Annotated in this window: 10 protein-coding genes, 2 tRNA genes and 3 rRNA genes; 4 read left to right on the forward strand and 11 right to left on the reverse strand. The window is 59.6% G+C overall.

The window, feature by feature from the left end:
- Positions 1–492: 492 nt before the first annotated feature.
- The 5 genes from cyoD to QFZ91_RS31840 form a co-directional block, all read right to left on the reverse strand.
- On the reverse strand, positions 493–834 hold the full coding sequence (cyoD, locus tag QFZ91_RS31820) for a cytochrome o ubiquinol oxidase subunit IV (RefSeq protein WP_429569621.1): 342 nt from the start codon (positions 832–834) through the stop codon (positions 493–495).
- Entirely contained in the window at positions 835–1440 is a 606-nt protein-coding gene (gene cyoC / locus QFZ91_RS31825) for a cytochrome o ubiquinol oxidase subunit III (RefSeq protein ID WP_176381355.1), read from the reverse strand. It abuts the gene before it with no gap.
- The gene (gene cyoB, locus QFZ91_RS31830) at positions 1440–3461 is read right to left on the reverse strand and encodes a cytochrome o ubiquinol oxidase subunit I (RefSeq protein ID WP_429569622.1); all 2022 of its coding nucleotides are present in this window, start codon (positions 3459–3461) and stop codon (positions 1440–1442) included. Before cyoB ends, cyoC begins: the two co-directional genes overlap by 1 nt.
- A gap of 3 nt (positions 3462–3464) precedes the next feature.
- Complete coding sequence (cyoA, locus tag QFZ91_RS31835; RefSeq protein WP_429569623.1) at positions 3465–4358, reverse strand: ubiquinol oxidase subunit II; 894 nt, start codon at positions 4356–4358, stop codon at positions 3465–3467.
- Positions 4359–4748: 390 nt separating this feature from the next.
- Positions 4749–6305, reverse strand: coding sequence for a complex I subunit 4 family protein (locus QFZ91_RS31840; RefSeq protein ID WP_429569624.1), 1557 nt, complete (start codon positions 6303–6305; stop codon positions 4749–4751).
- A gap of 675 nt (positions 6306–6980) precedes the next feature.
- Between QFZ91_RS31840 and QFZ91_RS31845 the strand changes: the two genes are divergently transcribed.
- The 3 genes from QFZ91_RS31845 to QFZ91_RS31855 are packed head-to-tail and all read left to right on the forward strand — an operon-like array spanning position 6981 to position 11480.
- Complete coding sequence (locus tag QFZ91_RS31845) at positions 6981–7715, forward strand: ABC transporter ATP-binding protein (RefSeq protein WP_184228599.1); 735 nt, start codon at positions 6981–6983, stop codon at positions 7713–7715.
- On the forward strand, positions 7705–10284 hold the full coding sequence (locus QFZ91_RS31850) for an FtsX-like permease family protein (RefSeq protein WP_429569625.1): 2580 nt from the start codon (positions 7705–7707) through the stop codon (positions 10282–10284). The genes QFZ91_RS31845 and QFZ91_RS31850 overlap by 11 nt, the downstream gene beginning before the upstream one ends.
- The gene (locus QFZ91_RS31855) at positions 10284–11480 is read left to right on the forward strand and encodes a lipocalin-like domain-containing protein (RefSeq protein WP_429569626.1); all 1197 of its coding nucleotides are present in this window, start codon (positions 10284–10286) and stop codon (positions 11478–11480) included. The genes QFZ91_RS31850 and QFZ91_RS31855 overlap by 1 nt, the downstream gene beginning before the upstream one ends.
- Positions 11481–11554: 74 nt before the next feature.
- On the opposite strand, the gene rrf is transcribed toward QFZ91_RS31855, so the two are convergent.
- From rrf to QFZ91_RS31880, 5 genes are all read right to left on the reverse strand, one after another.
- Positions 11555–11668, reverse strand: a 5S ribosomal RNA gene (gene rrf, locus QFZ91_RS31860).
- A gap of 202 nt (positions 11669–11870) precedes the next feature.
- Positions 11871–14752: ribosomal RNA gene (locus QFZ91_RS31865) — 23S ribosomal RNA — on the reverse strand.
- A 307-nt stretch (positions 14753–15059) separates the two neighbouring features.
- A tRNA-Ala gene (locus QFZ91_RS31870) sits at positions 15060–15135 on the reverse strand.
- Positions 15136–15183: 48 nt separating this feature from the next.
- A tRNA-Ile gene (locus QFZ91_RS31875) sits at positions 15184–15260 on the reverse strand.
- A gap of 78 nt (positions 15261–15338) precedes the next feature.
- A 16S ribosomal RNA gene (locus QFZ91_RS31880) occupies positions 15339–16871 on the reverse strand.
- The 16S, 23S and 5S rRNA genes sit together here with 2 tRNA genes alongside, the layout of an rRNA operon.
- Before the next feature lie 585 nt (positions 16872–17456).
- Between QFZ91_RS31880 and QFZ91_RS31885 the strand changes: the two genes are divergently transcribed.
- A complete protein-coding gene (locus QFZ91_RS31885; protein WP_429569627.1) occupies positions 17457–18401 on the forward strand; it encodes a flagellar brake protein in 945 nt (314 codons plus the stop codon).
- Between the two features lie 65 nt (positions 18402–18466).
- Here the strand turns inward: QFZ91_RS31885 and QFZ91_RS31890 are convergent, their stop codons facing one another.
- Entirely contained in the window at positions 18467–19006 is a 540-nt protein-coding gene (locus QFZ91_RS31890; RefSeq protein WP_429569628.1) for a vWA domain-containing protein, read from the reverse strand.
- Positions 19007–19109: the final 103 nt, after the last annotated feature.

Raw genomic sequence — 19109 nt, forward strand, 5'->3', positions numbered from 1 at the left:
CCGACTCTCAAGACGGAATCTCTAGAATTCCTTCCTTCCAAACCTTACGGCCGCCGCTCACACGTAGTGAGCAAAGGAATCCAGAGCGCCACTCTAAAGTTTTCTCAATGAAATCAATAGGCTCGAATTGACCAATAGATCATCTCGAATCTAATGTCCATAGCGCCGATCGTAAGACCAAATGCGCGTAGGAAATAGAGAGTGGAACACGTCCAAAATTCATGTTGTTATGTTTCGACTTGTGTCTTCAACCTGGTGGTCCGTTGGAGAATTAGCAAGCGTCTCGGGGTAGATACGGGCGAACGTGGACCGCGATTGCCCTATTGCGACGGCCTTTGGCGATTCGCATCGCTCCTGCATATCGATGACGTTTTCGTATTCCGCGCGCCACGAGCACAGCAAAAAGCAATCCGTCCAAACAAAGCAAAAGCCCCGCAAGATTTCAATCTTGAGGGGCTTTTTTATCGAGGCTAACGCTAAGGCGTTATCCGCTTAGCGCGACATCATGTTCATACTGACGTTATGCATCACCCACAACGTGCCGCCGACCACGATAACCGCGGTCAGCACGGTGAACACAAACGCCGTCACGTTCCAGCGCTGCGATGACGACGCGTTCATATGCAGGAAGAACACCAGATGCACGAGGATCTGCACGACCGCGAGGCCTGCGATCGCGAACAACGCGCTCTGGCCCGTCAACGTACCGGTCATTACGATCGCGAATGCCGCGACGGTCAGAATGACGGAGAGCACGAAGCCCGTCATGTAGCTGCCGAAGCTGCCGTGACCGCCTTCCGAGTGTGCGCCATGGGCGCTATGGCTATGGTCCATTTAGATCACGCTCGCAAGATAGACAAAGGTGAAAACGCCGATCCACACGACGTCGAGGAAGTGCCAGAAAAGGCTCAGGCACGTCAGACGGATCATGTCGCGTTCGGTCAGGTCGCGATGACGCATTACCTGCAGCGCCAGCACCACCATCCAGATCAGGCCGAACGTCACGTGCAGACCGTGCGTGCCGACCAGCGTGAAGAACGACGACAGGAACGCGCTGCGGCTCGGACCCGCGCCTTCGGCGATCATGTGCGAGAACTCGCGCAATTCCAGTACGAGGAACGAGAGACCCAGCAGGAAAGTCACGCCGAGCCAGCCGAGCAGCGCGCCCTTGCGGTTCTTGTGCGCGCCGAGCATCGCAAAGCCGTAGGTGATACTCGAGAGCAGCAGCATCGTCGTTTCGAGCGCGACGCCGGGGATCTCGAACAGGTCCTTACCGCTCGGACCACCCGCGAACTGCTGGCTCATCACCGCGAACACTGCGAACAGTGCCGCGAAGATGATGCAGTCGGTCATCAGGTACACCCAAAAGCCGAACACCGAGTGCGACGGCACGTGGTCCGGCGCGAGATGCGGCTCAACCGCAATAGTCTTCTGTAACATCAGTCCACCTCCAGCGCGACCTGCTTGCCGACGCTTGCGCCGACACCGGCCACGGCGCCAGCACCGCCGTTGCGTTTCTCTTCAATCAGCGCGACAGTGTCGGCCGGAATGTAATAGCCGTCGTTGTCCATGAAGCTGTACACGATCACGGTGGCGATCGTGCCAACCAGGCCAACTATCGCAAGCCACCAGATGTGCCACACGGCTGCAAATCCGAGCACCAGCGAGAACAGCCCCACCAGCAGACCCGCGGACGTATTCGACGGCATGTGAATGTCGCGATACGCCGGCACTTTGACACCCCCCTTGCGCGACTTCATTTCGGTGAACGCGTCGAGCGAGCGGACGTCCGGGATGTGCGCGAAGTTATAAACCGGCGGCGGCGAGCTCGTCGCCCATTCCAGCGTATGACCGTCCCACGGATCGCCCGTGAGGTCGCGGTTTTCCATCTTGTTGCGATCGCGGATGCTGACGACCAGTTGCAGCAGCTGGCAAGCGATACCGATTGCGATCAGCACCGCGCCGAACGCGGCGATGATCATCCACGGATGCCAGTTCGGGTTGTCGTAGTGGTTCAGACGACGAGTCGCGCCCATGAAGCCGAGCACATACAGCGGCGTGAATGCGACCCAAAAACCAATCTGCCAGAACCAGAACGCGGCCTTGCCGAGCTTCTCATTCAGTTTGAAGCCGAACGCCTTCGGGAACCAGTAGTTGAAGCCGGCCAGATAGCCGAACAGCACGCCACCGATAATCACGTTGTGGAAGTGAGCGATCAGGAACAGGCTGTTGTGCAGCATGAAGTCCGCGCCCGGGATCGCCAGCATCACGCCGGTCATACCGCCGATCGTGAAAGTGATGATGAAGCCGATCGTCCACAGAACCGGCGTCGTGAATTGCAGACGGCCCTTGTAGATCGTAAACAGCCAGTTGAACACCTTAACGCCGGTCGGAATCGAGATCACCATCGTCGCGATGCCGAAGAACGCGTTCACGTCCGCGCCCGAACCCATCGTGAAGAAGTGATGCAGCCACACGAGAAACGACAGCACCATGATCGCGCAGGTCGCCCAGACCATCGTCTTGTAGCCGAACAGCGGCTTCTTCGCGAAGGTCGCGACGACTTCCGAGAAAATACCGAACGCCGGCAGGACCAGGATGTACACCTCGGGGTGACCCCATGCCCAGATCAGGTTCAGGTACAGCATCGCGTTGCCGCCGGCTTCGTTCGTGAAGAAGTGCATGCCGAGGTAACGGTCGAGACCGAGCAGCGCGAGCGTGACGGTCAGGATCGGGAACGACGCCATGATCAGCACGTTCGCGCACAACGAGGTCCACGTGAACACCGGCATCTTCATCCACGACATGCCCGGAGCGCGCATCTTCACGATGGTCACGAAGAAGTTCACACCAGTCAGCAACGTGCCGACACCGGAGATCTGCAGACTCCACAGGTAGTAATCGACGCCGACACCTGGACTGAACTGCAATTCCGACAACGGCGGATAAGCGAGCCAGCCCGTCTGTGCAAATTCACCAACCACCAGCGAAATGTTGATCAGGATCGCGCTGACTGCCGTCAGCCAGAAGCTCAGCGAGTTGATGAACGGGAAAGCGACGTCGCGCGCGCCGATCTGCAGCGGCACGATGATGTTCATCAAACCGATCATGAACGTCATCGCCATGAAGAAGATCATGATGACGCCGTGCGCGGTGAAGATCTGGTCGTAGTGATGCGGCGGCAGATAGCCTGGGCTCAGGTACGACAGCGCCAGTTGCATACGCATCATGATTGCGTCGGCAAAGCCGCGCAACAGCATGATGAACGCGACGACGATGTACATGACACCGATCTTCTTATGATCGACGGACGTCAGCCATTCGCTCCACAGGTAGCGCCATTTGCCGAAATACGTGATTCCGCCGAGCACCGCCAGTGCGGCGAGGGCCATGCCGGCGCCCGCCGTGACGATGATGGGCTCGTGATACGGAATCGCATCGAGAGTTAGTTTTCCGAACATGAGTTACCCCTTAGGCGCACAGTTGGCGTCTTTCATGTTGTCGATGACGTTGCCGTTGTTGTATTTGGCAATGATGTTGTTGAAGAGCTTCGGATCGACGGTCGAGAAGTACCGCACAGGGTCCTTTTCGCTCGGCTCCGACACCGCGTGATAGCGGTCCATGTCGAGGCGGTCCGACGAAGCGCGCACCTTCTCAACCCAGGCGTTGAATTCTTCAGGCGACCAGGCGAGCGTACGGAACTTCATGTCCGAGAAGCCCTTGCCGCTGAAGTTCGCCGCGAGGCCGGCGTAGTCGCCGGTGTGATCGGCGATCAGGTGCAGGCGAGTCTGCATGCCTGCCATCGCGTAGATCTGGCCGCCCAACTGCGGGATGAAGAATGAGTTCATCACCGTGTCCGACGTAATCCGGAAGTTCACCGGCGTGCCGACCGGGATCGCGAGCTGGTTCACCGATGCGATACCGAGGTCCGGATAGATGAACAGCCACTTCCAGTCGAGCGCGACGACTTCGACGTTGATCGGCTTGATCTGCGACTCGAGCGGACGATACGGGTCGAGTTCATGCGTGCTCTTCCACGTCAACACGGCGAGGAACAAAATGATCAGCGCCGGAATCGTCCAGACGACGACTTCGATCGCGGTGGAATGCGTCCACCCCGGTTTGTATTCAGCGTTTCTGTTCGACGCGCGATAACGCCACGCGAAAAACAGTGTCATCAGAATGACCGGCACCACGACAATCAGCATGGCCCACACCGAAGTCGCGATCAGATCACGCTCCGCGAGTCCCACACTCCCCTTCGGATTCAGAATATCGAGGTTGCTGCAACCCGAAAGCAGCAACATGAGGCCGGCGGAAATGAAACTTGCCGGCCTTCCCAGCGCCCGTCCTTTCATATCCACTGCCTCGTTTTTTTGACTTCAACGAACGTCATTCGACGGCTCTCCAGTAATAAGCGCTCGCATAATAGGGGGGCATCGAATGCTAATAAACACTCGAATTTGCAACGATCTATTGCATCCCGCCGCAGTGCGACACGTTGCCGCATTCCCCGCACACCCTATTCACCAGCGTCGTTTGCGACGCTTCAAAACGAAGCATCGAAAAGTTGACGCGTCGCAAGATCCCCTTCAAATAAGCACTGGAAAACCGCCGGACGCGCAGCGGTTTCGCAGTACTTCGTCGAGCATGCATTCACAAAGGGATTCGTAGCGACGCGCAAAAGCGCAAAAGCGTCGCCGCATCCTGACGCGCGGATGCGACAACGGTTCTTGCGCTCTGTTCTTTTAACCCGGATTGTGCGTGGCGACGGGTGCCGGTCCGGGCGCCGCCGCCTGCAGATGCTCGCCAGCTTCGGCCGGCACGTTGTCAGAAGGAAGCGCCGAGCGTTCGGATTGCGCTAGCAGCGTGCCGACCGACGGATCGATCGCATCGGTAAACGGCTTCGGATTGAGACCGATCGCGAGCACCAGCAACGCCAACGCACCGAGCAGCGCGAACTCGCGCTTGCCGAGGTCCTTCAGATTCGCGACGCGCGCATTGGCGATCGCGCCGAAGATCACGCGCTTATACATCCACAGCGTGTAGGCCGCGCTCAGGATCAGCGTGGTCGCGGCGATCGTGCCGATCCAGAAGTTGAAGCGGATCGCGCCCATCAGCACCATGAATTCGCCGACGAAGCCCGACGTGCCCGGCAGACCGATGTTGGCCATCGAGAACAGCATCACGAAAGCGGCAAAACGCGGCATCGTGTTGGCGACGCCACCGTATTCGGCGATCGATGCGCTTTTCGTGCGGTCGTAGAGCATGCCAGTGCACAACAGCATTGCGCCGGACACCACGCCATACGAGATCATCTGCACGATTGCGCCGCCCTGGCCGAAGCGGTTGAAGACGAACAGACCGAGCGTGACGAGGCCCATATGCGCGACCGTCGAATACGCGAGCAGGCGCCGCATGTCGGTTTGCACGAGCGCGAGCAGGCTCGAATAGATCACCGCGACGAGCGACAGCGTGATCATCATCGGCGCAAAGAAGTGGCTCGCTTGCGGCGCGATCGGCAGCGCAAAACGCAGCAGACCGTAGCCGCCGATCTTCAGCATGCCGATCATCACCGCGGCGCCGGTGGGACCGTCGAGGTGCACGTCGGGCAGCCACGTGTGCAGCGGCCACATCGGCACCTTCACGCCGAACGCGGCGAGGAAGCCGAGGAAGATCAGCGTCTGCGGCACCATGTCGAGATGCGCTTCGCGCCACACGGCGAGATCGAAGCTGTGCGTCTGGCTATACAGATATAGCAGCGACATCAGCATCATCAGCGAGCCGAGGAACGACACGAAGAAGAACTTCACCGCCGCATAAGTGCGGTTCGTGTGACCGTACGTGCCGATCAGCAGATACAGAGGGATCAGCGTCGCCTCGAATGCAATGAAGAACATCATGCCGTCGAGCGACGTGAACACGCCCTGCATGAAACCCGACAGCATCAGGAACGCGCCGTAGTACTGCGCGGTACGCTGGGTGATCGACTCCCACGACGCGATCACGATGATGATCGTCGTCAGCGCGGTCAGCGCGACGAGCCACAGCGAAATCCCGTCGATTCCCACATGCCATGCGATATCGAACGTCGGCGACCAGCGGACGTTCTCGACGAACTGCATCGAGGTCACGTCGTTGCGGAAATTCGCCACGACCGGGATCACCGGCAAGAAGCCCGCCACCGCGCCGATCAGCGCGAGCCAGCGCGTACGATTACGCGCCGCGTCGGACCCGGCGCGCAGAACCACGAAGCCGGCGACGATGGGAATCCAGATGAGAAGACTTAGGAGAGGCAATGGCATGTGCTCTGTCAAAACTTGAAGTACAAAACGCTGCGTCAATGCCGCCAAAACAGCAGGCATTGAAATTGAAATGTAAGTTGGAGTGCGCTGAAATTGACGCGTGGAGGGGTTTCCCGCTACACGTTTACCCGCAGCCGACCGACCGAGGGTGGGAGATTACCAAGATAAGAATAATTTTGCATCGCAGCAGCGAACAAATCCCTTCGGATTAGATTGTTGCAACTTGGACGCTTGCAAAACGGATCAAAATGTGCGTTTTCACTTGATTACAAAGGACCCGTAGACTCTCGATAATTTGGCAGCAAAAGCCGGCAGTTAGCCAGAGGTTGGCCGCTTTTAGGCATCGCCTGTTTGTGTGGCCGGATCAGCTGGAACGGATCCTGCTGGACCGTCCTTTGGCGGCGACACCCGCATTTGAACAAGAATTTGCGTTGTCGACGACAAAAAATTTTTTTGTCCGGGCTGTCCGAAACGACCGGCGAACAGGGGCAACGAGGCCGAGCGCATCGGATCAAGATGCGCTAAAACTGTGCCACCGAGGCGCGCCAATCTTCCATTTACCTTACGCAAAAACAGCGTTTGGCCTGGTAGCTGCTGCGGAAATTCGCGCGGCGAGGCACACTCACTTCGCCTGGCCGGCGCCCCTCGCCCGGCCCCTTTTCCGGACCTCCTCGCATGGCGCTTCGTGACGACGACGTCGTACCCGCACTCGAATGCCGCGGCCTAAGCAAGCGGTACGGCACCGGCCGCATCGTGCTCGCGCAGCTCGACTTCACGCTCGCTGCGGGAGAGTTCGTCGCGATCATGGGCGACTCGGGCGTTGGCAAGTCGACGTTGCTCAACCTGATCGCCGGACTCGACCGCGCCGATAGCGGCAGTGTGCTGATCGACGGACGCCCGGTCGAGCAACTCGACGATAACGCGGCGACGCGTCTGCGCCGCCAGAAGCTCGGCTTCGTATTCCAGGCGTTTCATGTGCTGCCGCATCTGACGCTCGCGCAGAACGTCGCGCTGCCACTGCTGCTCAACGATCTGCCGACGGCCGCCGCGCTCGACATGCTCGCGGCGGTTGGCCTCGGCGGACGCGGCGACGACTTTCCGCGCGATCTCTCCGGTGGCGAATTGCAGCGCGTAGCCATTGCACGCGCGCTCGTGCATCGTCCAACGCTGCTTCTCGCCGACGAACCCACCGGCAACCTCGATCCCGCGACCGCGCACGACGTACTCGGCCTGTTCCGCGCGCAAAGCAAGGCGACCGGCGCGGCGACGATCATGGTCACGCATTCGGAAGCCGCGGCAGCCGTGGCCGACCGGGTGTTGATCCTGAGCGACGGCGGCTTGCATGCCGCGCGCGATAAAGCCGCGAACGTCGCGCACGCCGCGGCCCGCTCGACCGACGATGGCAGCTGACCTTCAGCCACTGCCGCGCGCGCCCGGCTATCGCGTTCTCGCACGCTGGCTACTGGCCGCGGAATGGCGCAGCCATCGCGGACGCGCACTCGTCGCAATCGCGACGATCGCGCTCGGCGTCGCGCTCGGCTACGCGGTGCAATTGATCAACAGCGCGGCCTTCAATGAATTCTCCGCGGCCGCGCGCAGTCTGTCCGGGGAAGCGGATCTGCAAGTGCGCGGCGCGCAGCCTTTCGTCGACGAGTCCCTTTATCCGCAGTTGGCCAACGAGCCGAGCGTGGCGCTGGCGAGTCCCGTGCTCGCGCTCGACGTCGCGGTGCCCGGCCGCAATGGTGCACTGCCCGTTCTCGGCATCGACGTCTTCAAGGCGAGCCGGATCACGCCCGATCTGATCGGCGTACCCTCGCCTGAGCGCCCGTTCGACACGCTCGCCTCCGATGCGATATTTCTGTCGACGGCCGCGCAGCAATGGCTGAACGTCAAGACCGGCGACGACGTGACGCTGCGGGTCGGCACCTCGGATCTGCAGTTGCGCGTCGCGGGCGGGCTCGTGCGCACGCGGCCGGGTCAACGGCTCGCGGTGATGGACATCGCCGCCGCGCAATGGCGGTTCGGCAAGGTGGGCAAGCTGTCGCGCGTCGACGTGCAACTCGAACGCGGTGTCGATCGGCAACGCTTCAAACGCCGTCTGCAACAGCGGCTCGGCGGCGCGTGGGTAGTCGCCGAGACCCGCGACACTGAGAGCCGCACCGATCGTCTGTCGCGTGCTTACCGGATCAACATGAACGTGCTCGCGCTGGTCGCGCTGTTCACAGGCGCGTTCCTCGTGTTTTCGACGCAGGCGCTCGGTGTCGTGCGACGCCGCTCGCAGTTCGCAATGCTACGCGTGCTCGGCCTCACGCGAGCTCAGCTATTGCGGCAGATTCTGCTCGAAGGCGCGCTGCTCGGGCTACTCGGTTCGTTGTTTGGACTTGCGCTCGGCTACGCGATGGCAAGCGGTGCGCTGCGCTTTTTCGGCAGCGATCTTGGCGGCGGCTATTTTCCGGGTGTGCAACCGCGAGTCGGTTTCGAGCCGCTCGCGAGCGCGGTGTTTCTCGCGCTCGGGGTCGCGGTGTCGGTGTTGGGCAGCGTCGCGCCCGCCATCGACGCGGCACGCGCACGGCCTGCCGCGGCACTCAAGGCCGGCGCCGAGGAAACCGCGCTGGCGCGGCTCGCGACGCCGTGGCCGGCGTTCGGCTGTTTGCTGGCGGCCGCCGCGCTGACGCGCGTGCCGCCGTGGTTCGATGCGCCGATTGCTGGCTATCTGGCGGTCGCGCTGCTGCTCGTCGGCGGCATTGCATTGATGCCGCGCGTGACCGCGCTGATTTTCGGCGCGGCGAGTCGCGCGCGCGCCACGCGACGCCGCGCGGGCGCGACGACTACGCTCGCGATTGCGCGTCTCGCGAATGCGCCGGGGCAGGCCTCGATCGCGATGGGCGGCGTGCTGTCGAGCTTCGCGCTGATCGTCGCGATGGCGATCATGGTGGCCAGTTTCCGCGTATCCGTCGACGACTGGATCACGCATCTGCTGTCCGCGGATCTCTATGTGCGCCTAACCTCCGGCGGCAATAGCGGCGACAGTGGCGGCTTGCGGCCCGACCAACAGACGCGCATCGCGACGGTCCCCGGCATCCGCCACGCTGCGTTTTCGCGCATCACGCATCTGACGCTCGATCCCGCCCGCCCGGACGTCTCGCTGCTCGCCCGCGAGATCGATGCGGCCGATCCGGGTGCGACCCTGCAGATGACCGGCGCGGTGCTGTCGGCGTCCGCGCTTCGCACCGGAGACAAACCTATTTGGGTTTCGGAAGCAATGGTCGACCTGTATGGGTATCAGTCAGGTCAACACGTGCGGTTGCCGCTCGGCGAACATGGTCAGATGTTCGTCGTCGCCGGCGTCTGGCGCGACTATGCGCGGCAGAGCGGCGCGATTCAGATACGGCTTGACGATTATCGGCGGCTCACCGGCGACTCCACCGCAACCGATGTCGCGGTGACTGTCGAGCCGGGCGTGAGTGTCGAACGCGTCGTCGCAAGTTTGAAGGCGTTGCCGTTCGGCGCTTCGCTCGAGATGTCGCAACCGGGGGAGATCCGTGCGCGCACGCTGGTCATCTTCGATCGCAGTTTCGCGGTTACGTATCTGCTCGAGGCGGTGGCCATCGTGATCGGCTTGTTCGGTGTCGCCGCGACCTTTTCCGCGCAGACGCTCGCGCGCACCCGCGAGTTCGGGATGTTGCGCCACGTCGGCGTGACGCGCGCGCAGATTTTTGCGATCCTCGCATCGGAGGGCGGCCTGCTCACCGCATCCGGCATTGCGCTGGGTTTCGCGCTTGGTTTCGCGATCAGCCTGATTCTCGTGTTCGTCGTCAATCCGCAGTCGTTTCACTGGAGCATGTCGCTGCATGTGCCGTGGTTCGTGCTGGGCACGGTCGCGTTGGTGATGCTAGTGCTGTCGTGCACGACGGCGGTGGTAGCGGGACGGGGTGCGGTGTCGGTGGATGCCGTGCGCGCGGTGAAGGAGGACTGGTGATGCGAGTTGTGCGGCGTGCGTGGGGGATGCGATTGCTTTGGAGTACCAGCAAATCTTCACTCCCATACCCTCATCGAACTTTTCGGAGCCTACTTTGCGTTGGCATAGCCGCTGCGTCGCCCTCTTTTGCCGCTAGCAGCGACTCCTCTGCATCCACGCCGGCCACCTTCGCGGTAGTCACGCCAGAACATCTGATCTCGTTTCCGCGGGACACCGGTGCCCATCCGGAATTCCGCACCGAATGGTGGTACGCGACGGGCTGGCTCACGACACCCGACCACCAACCGCTCGGATTCCAGATCACGTTCTTCCGTTCGGCGACTGGTCACGATGCCACCGACCCCAGCGCCTTCGCCCCCTCGCAACTGATCATTGCGCACGCTGCGCTGAGCGATCCGGCCATCGGCCACCTCGTTCACGATCAACGCATCGCCCGGCAAGGTCTCGGGCTTTCCTACGCGAAGCCCGACAACACCAACGTCAAACTCGACGCATGGAAAATGATTCGCGCCGCGGACGGTCACTACGACGTCACCGCCGACGCAAGCGGATTCTCGCTACACCTGCAGCTCACGCCAACGCAGCCACCGCTGATTCAGGGCGAACGCGGCTACTCGCGCAAAGGACCGCGTCCCGAACAGGCAAGCTATTACTACAGCGAACCGCAACTCAGCGTGACGGGCACTGTGGTGCGCCCGGCCGCGGGTGCAAACGACTCGACGCGCAATGCTGCCGTGACGGGCACCGCATGGCTCGATCACGAATGGTCGAGCACATTGCTCGACGCCAATGCGGTCGGATGGGATTGGCTCGGCGCCAATTTGACGGACGGGTCGGCGCTCATGGCATTCAAGATCCGTAGCCGCGATGGACATGCAACATGGGCCCACGCGACGCTTCGCAGACGCGATGGCCAAGTAAGGAATTTCGGCCCCGGCGAAGTTTCGTTCACGCCGCATCGCATGTGGCGGTCGCCGCGCACAAATACTTTGTACCCGGTATCGATGACGGTTAGAGCCGGAACTCTGACATGGCGACTCGATCCGCTGATGGACGATCAGGAACTCGACTCACGACAGTCGACCGGCGCGGTGTATTGGGAAGGCGCGGTGCGAGTGAGTCAACAGAATGCCTATGTAGGGCGGGCCTATTTGGAACTCACGGGTTACGCGGATGCGCTGCGGATCGGAAAGTAGTGAAGCGCGCGGAATTGACCGCGCAAACGCAAAAACCCCACCGCTGGGCGGTGGGGTTTCTGGCTTTTGGGGGAGCCTGACGATTACCTACTTTCACACGGGCAATCCGCACTATCATCGGCGTGGAGTCGTTTCACGGTCCTGTTCGGGATGGGAAGGGGTGGGACCGACTCGCTATGGTCATCAGGCATGACGGGTTGCTGCGTCGCAGTCGGGTTGGGGTCAACCCGGCGCCACAGCCAATCGGGAAGAAGCGTAAAGGATTCGTGTTTTTGGGGTTGTGTTGTTTCTGGCACAACACCGATCTCAAACTGCATGTCTTCATCCCCTTCGGGGATCGGACACCCGTAAGCGCTAAAGCGCTAACGGTTGTCGAGACACACCTGTTATAGGATCAAGCCTTACGGGCAATTAGTATCAGTTAGCTCAGTACATTACTGTACGTGCACACCTGACCTATCAACGTCCTGGTCTTGAACGACCCTTCAAGGGGCTCGAAGCCCCGGGGATATCTCATCTTAAGGCGAGTTTCCCGCTTAGATGCTTTCAGCGGTTATCTCTTCCGAACATAGCTACCCGGCGATGCCACTGGCGTGACAACCGGTACACCAGAGGTTCGTCCACTCCGGTCCTCTCGTACTAGGAGCAGCCCCCTTCAAATATCCAGCGCCCACGGCAGATAGGGACCAAACTGTCTCACGACGTTTTAAACCCAGCTCACGTACCTCTTTAAATGGCGAACAGCCATACCCTTGGGACCGGCTACAGCCCCAGGATGAGATGAGCCGACATCGAGGTGCCAAACACCGCCGTCGATATGAACTCTTGGGCGGTATCAGCCTGTTATCCCCAGAGTACCTTTTATCCGTTGAGCGATGGCCCTTCCATACAGAACCACCGGATCACTATGACCTGCTTTCGCACCTGTTCGACTTGTCAGTCTCACAGTCAAGCACGCTTATGCCATTGCACTATCAGCACGATTTCCGACCGTACCTAGCGTACCTTCGTACTCCTCCGTTACACTTTGGGAGGAGACCGCCCCAGTCAAACTGCCTACCATGCACTGTCCCCGATCCGGATCACGGACCAAGGTTAGAACCTCAAACAGATCAGGGTGGTATTTCAAGGACGGCTCCACGCAAACTGGCGTTCACGCTTCACAGCCTCCCACCTATCCTACACAGACCGGTTCAAAGTCCAATGCAAAGCTACAGTAAAGGTTCATGGGGTCTTTCCGTCTAGCCGCGGGGAGATTGCATCATCACAAACACTTCAACTTCGCTGAGTCTCGGGAGGAGACAGTGTGGCCATCGTTACGCCATTCGTGCAGGTCGGAACTTACCCGACAAGGAATTTCGCTACCTTAGGACCGTTATAGTTACGGCCGCCGTTTACCGGGACTTCAATCAGGAGCTTGCACCCCATCATTTAATCTTCCGGCACCGGGCAGGCGTCACACCCTATACGTCCACTTTCGTGTTTGCAGAGTGCTGTGTTTTTATTAAACAGTCGCAGCCACCAGTTTATTGCAACCCCTTCACCCTCCTGGCGCAGGCCAGTCAAGCTACCAGGGCGTACCTTATCCCGAAGTTACGGTACCAATTTGCCGAGTTCCTTCTCCCGAGTTCTCTCAAGCGCCTTAGAATACTCATCTCGCCCACCTGTGTCGGTTTGCGGTACGGTCACTGTGAAACTGAAGCTTAGAGGCTTTTCCTGGAACCCCTTCCAGTTGCTTCGCTTCCGAAGAAGCTCGCGCCACACCCTTGAGTCCTGTGCCCGGATTTGCCAGGGCACCCTCTCCAATGCAGCGACCGGGACTTCCAACACCCGGACAACCTTCCGCGATCCGTCCCCCCATCGCATTTCACAATGGTGCAGAAATATTAATCTGCTTCCCATCAGCTACGCATTTCTGCCTCGCCTTAGGGGCCGACTCACCCTACGCCGATGAACGTTGCGTAGGAAACCTTGGGCTTACGGCGAGGGGGCCTTTCACCCCCTTTATCGCTACTCATGTCAGCATTCGCACTTCCGATACCTCCAGCACACTTTCCAGTGCACCTTCGCAGGCTTACGGAACGCTCTCCTACCATGCACATAAATGTGCATCCGCAGCTTCGGTATATGGCTTAGCCCCGTTACATCTTCCGCGCAGGACGACTCGATCAGTGAGCTATTACGCTTTCTTTAAAGGGTGGCTGCTTCTAAGCCAACCTCCTGACTGTTTTAGCCTTCCCACTTCGTTTCCCACTTAGCCATATTTGGGGACCTTAGCTGGCGGTCTGGGTTGTTTCCCTCTTGACACCGGACGTTAGCACCCGATGTCTGTCTCCCGTGATTGCACTCTTCGGTATTCGGAGTTTGCTATGGCGTAGTAATCCGCAATGGACCCCACAACCATGACAGTGCTCTACCCCCGAAGGTGATACACGAGGCACTACCTAAATAGTTTTCGGAGAGAACCAGCTATTTCCAGGTTTGTTTAGCCTTTCACCCCTATCCACAGCTCATCCCCTAACTTTTCAACGTTAGTGGGTTCGGTCCTCCAGCACGTGTTACCGTGCCTTCAACCTGGCCATGGATAGATCACCTGGTTTCGGGTCTACACCCAGCGACTGGACGCCCTGTTCGGACTCGCTTTCGCTACGCCTGCCCTAATCGGTTAAGCTCGCCACTGAATGTAAGTCGCTGACCCATTATACAAAAGGTACGCCGTCACCCCTTCGCAGAGGCTCCGACTGTTTGTATGCATGCGGTTTCAGGATCTGTTTCACTCCCCTCCCGGGGTTCTTTTCGCCTTTCCCTCACGGTACTGGTTCACTATCGGTCGATCACGAGTATTTAGCCTTGGAGGATGGTCCCCCCATCTTCAGACAGGATTTCACGTGTCCCGCCCTACTTCTCGTACACCCAGTTCTTTCCCGCTGTTTTCGTCTACAGGGCTATCACCTGCTATGGCCGCACTTTCCAGAGCGTTCGACTAACAATGAGAATAAAGAGTACAGGCTCATCCCATTTCGCTCGCCACTACTTTGGGAATCTCGGTTGATTTCTTTTCCTGCGGTTACTTAGATGTTTCAGTTCACCGCGTTCGCTTCACGTAGCCTATGGATTCAGCTACGGATACTCCATTAGGAGTGGGTTTCCCCATTCGGACATCTCCGGATCAAAGCTCGTTTGCCAGCTCCCCGGAGCTTTTCGCAGGCTACCGCGTCCTTCATCGCCTGTGATCGCCAAGGCATCCACCACATGCACTTGTTCGCTTGACCCTATAACGGGTGTGTCTCAATGATTGCTCACCGCAGATCACATGCCGCTACAGGTTGAGTATTCGTGTTGCGCCGTATTCCAAAGGCAATCTCTCGATTCCCTTAAAATACATCGATACAATCACAACCCTGATTCACCTACTCGCATACCCATCTCCAGGTACGCTTTCGTGAATCTCTTTACTACTTCTTCCTGATTGTTAAAGAACGACAGCCGATATCACGATTGAGTCGTGTACCGCTCTGACTGGCTCAATCGCCAATGCGCAACGCTCTGCCTTCAGGCAGAACCCTGCGCATTGAGGATTGGTGGAGGATGACGGGATCGAACCGACGACCCCCTGCTTGCAAAGCAGGTGCTCTCCCAGCTGAGCTAATCCCCCGGTCATACCCGACTCAAGGGTGTCCCAGTCAGCACCAGCAGACAAAGATGGTGGGTCTGGATGGATTCGAACCATCGACCCCCGCCTTATCAAGACGGTGCTCTAACCGACTGAGCTACAGACCCCTGAGTCTGTCTGCGTTGCTTCTCTAAACCACAGCCGATAAGCGTGAGCACTTGAATGCACTGAATGCATAGCTCTGGAAAGGAGGTGATCCAGCCGCACCTTCCGATACGGCTACCTTGTTACGACTTCACCCCAGTCATGAATCCTACCGTGGTGACCGTCCTCCTTGCGGTTAGACTAGCCACTTCTGGTAAAACCCACTCCCATGGTGTGACGGGCGGTGTGTACAAGACCCGGGAACGTATTCACCGCGGCATGCTGATCCGCGATTACTAGCGATTCCAGCTTCACGCACTCGAGTTGCAGAGTGCGATCCGGACTACGATCGGTTTTCTGGGATTGGCTCCACCTCGCGGCTTGGCAACCCTCTGTTCCGACCATTGTATGACGTGTGAAGCCCTACCCATAAGGGCCATGAGGACTTGACGTCATCCCCACCTTCCTCCGGTTTGTCACCGGCAGTCTCCCTGGAGTGCTCTTGCGTAGCAACTAGGGACAAGGGTTGCGCTCGTTGCGGGACTTAACCCAACATCTCACGACACGAGCTGACGACAGCCATGCAGCACCTGTGTGATGGCTCCCTTTCGGGCACTCCCGGCTCTCACCAGGATTCCATCCATGTCAAGGGTAGGTAAGGTTTTTCGCGTTGCATCGAATTAATCCACATCATCCACCGCTTGTGCGGGTCCCCGTCAATTCCTTTGAGTTTTAATCTTGCGACCGTACTCCCCAGGCGGTCAACTTCACGCGTTAGCTACGTTACCAAGCCAATGAAGGCCCGACAACCAGTTGACATCGTTTAGGGCGTGGACTACCAGGGTATCTAATCCTGTTTGCTCCCCACGCTTTCGTGCATGAGCGTCAGTATTGGCCCAGGGGGCTGCCTTCGCCATCGGTGTTCCTCCACATCTCTACGCATTTCACTGCTACACGTGGAATTCCACCCCCCTCTGCCATACTCCAGCGCTGCAGTCACCAATGCAGTTCCCAGGTTAAGCCCGGGGATTTCACATCGGTCTTACAGCACCGCCTGCGCACGCTTTACGCCCAGTAATTCCGATTAACGCTCGCACCCTACGTATTACCGCGGCTGCTGGCACGTAGTTAGCCGGTGCTTATTCTTCCGGTACCGTCATCCCTCACGGATATTAGCCACGAGGTTTTCTTTCCGGACAAAAGTGCTTTACAACCCGAAGGCCTTCTTCACACACGCGGCATTGCTGGATCAGGCTTGCGCCCATTGTCCAAAATTCCCCACTGCTGCCTCCCGTAGGAGTCTGGGCCGTGTCTCAGTCCCAGTGTGGCTGGTCGTCCTCTCAGACCAGCTACAGATCGTCGGCTTGGTAGGCCTTTACCCCACCAACTACCTAATCTGCCATCGGCCGCCCCTTGAGCGCGAGGTCCCGAAAGATCCCCCGCTTTCCTCCACAGAGCGTATGCGGTATTAATCCGGCTTTCGCCGGGCTATCCCCCACTCCAGGACACGTTCCGATGTATTACTCACCCGTTCGCCACTCGCCACCAGACCGAAGTCCGTGCTGCCGTTCGACTTGCATGTGTAAGGCATGCCGCCAGCGTTCAATCTGAGCCAGGATCAAACTCTTCAGTTCAAACCTGTTACTGTTTTCGGTTCCGCAGTTTCCTGCTGACGAACCGGTCGCTCACTCAACGTACTGACGATGATCCATCCGTCTTTCGACAGATAAACCTTCCTCTAATACTGTGTGAGGCTTCTGATACTTTTGCCTTGCAGCAGATCCATACGGATCCGCCGCCGCATTCCGCATCAAGCGCCCACACTTATCGGCTGTTAGTTTTTAAAGATCGATCCGCCCAACCCGCAACGCCGGAACTACCACCACCCGGCACTGCTTCGTTTGCGTCGCTGCGTCTGCAGCAGAGAAACGAGATTATGGAGAGCGATCGACAACCCGTCAAGCCCTTCTGCGAATTTCTTTTGGGAGCAAAGACACTCGTCTCCATCTCCTTGCCCGCACCCGCAAAAGAGTCAACTCACGTCAGACCTAAAAAGAAGCAAAAATAGTTAGTCCTCCAATTCAATCCACTGAAGTCCAGATACCGACAAAACAAAGTAGTCCGTGCACAGCTCGAATCCGCCACCGCTCCCCAAGTTAAAGTTTTACCCTTCCTCGCCGTCAATCAGATCATCCCGCCACTTAAATTAGCTGCCGACTATGGACAATCCCGTCGACGCACACGTCGAGGAAACCCAGCGCGCCGCTGCATCGCCGGCGCTCGAACCCGATTTGGTGCCGGTAGGCACGCCGCTCCCATGGCCGATCGTCGATGCCGACGGTACGCTGCTGTTCGCAAGCGCGACGACGCTCGCGACCACCGACGAACGCGCCTTTCTGTTCCAACACTTCCACCCGCACCGCGGCGACCTGCACGACCTCGGCGCACGACAACTGCCGGCGCCCACGACCCAGCCCGACGAGACCGTCGAGCTGACACTGAAAGACATGCACCTCGAGATCGGCGCATTGATCGGCATGCGTTCGCAACTCGGCAGCGGCGCGCCGATGCACCCATGCCGCATCATCGGTTTCGCGCCGAATCATGCGCTGTTCGTCACGCCGCCGACGCAGCAGGGCCAACCGCTGCCGCTCACGCCCGGCGAGAACGTCGAGCTCGTCGCGATCGCGAGTCAGGCCGTGTTCCGTTTCGTCTGCACGGTCGAAGCAGTCTGCCGCGTGCCGTTCGACTATGTCGTGTTGTCGAGACCCGGCATGGTCCGCCGGCTACGCGAGCGCAAATCGATCCGCGTCCACGCGCATCTGCCCGTGCGGTTTGGCATCGGTGTGGCCGGCGACACATACGAAGGCCTTGGCCTCGCCAAAGGCATCAGCGCACTCGGCATGTCGTTGTGCGCGTCATGGACACTGGGCGAGGTCGGCGAGCGGCTGCGCATCGCGTTTCGGCTGAAGTCGGCCGAATACGATTCGCAGATCGAGACGATGGCAGTGATCCGCAACGTTCACAAGGGCGAGACGCCTGGCGAGCCGTCCATGCATGGGCTCGAACTGGATCAACTCGATTCCGCTCAACAGATGGCGATGAAGGTGTTCGTGTTCGATCGTCAGGAGGATGTGCAGCATTGGTCCACCGGGCTGAAATAAACGCTCCGGCTGGCAACCAACGCGCGCGCGGACGGAGCACTCCGAGCTCGCTGCGCACACATCGATCAGCCGATCAACTGTTCCGGCGTCAACCGCCGCGCTCCCCACGCATTGGCGAGCACTTCACAACGGCCGAGCCGTATCGCACCACGCTCGAAATCGACGAACACGACTTCGTCGGCGTCGGCCGGCCGCGCGGGTTCGTCGCGCGTGCGGCCGTCGGTCAGAATCCAGAGCCAGCGCTGCTGGGCCGGCCGTCGCCGCGCGCAGCGCTCGAGCAAATGCGCGGCGCTCCGCACGCCCGACGCGAGCGGCGAGCCGCCACCTCCGCCCACAGGCGCGAGCCATCGCTCGTTCCACCAGCGCGGCACGGTGGGGCCGAAGCGTATGTCCGCGCCCGCACCGCCGAAGCAGATCAGCGCAGCCTCGCTGCGCATCGCACTCGCACGGTCGAACAAGGCAGTCAGTAGCCCCTTCGCGAGCGCGAGACGTTGGCCCGCCAGCATCGACCCGGAGCAATCGAGCACGAAGCAATGCAGCACACCGCCGCGCGGCGCTTCGCGTGCGAAACGCAGATGCTCGCGACGCAGCGTGCGCTCGCGCATCGCGGCGAGCGTCGGTGGCCAGGCAATGCGCCGGCCCGGTTCGCCGCGCGACGTGTCGCGCGCATCCGCCCCCGCACCTTGCGGCCATCGAAAACCGCTGCGC

The organism is Paraburkholderia sp. JPY419, from assembly GCF_050435705.1.
GTDB lineage: Bacteria > Pseudomonadota > Gammaproteobacteria > Burkholderiales > Burkholderiaceae > Paraburkholderia > Paraburkholderia youngii.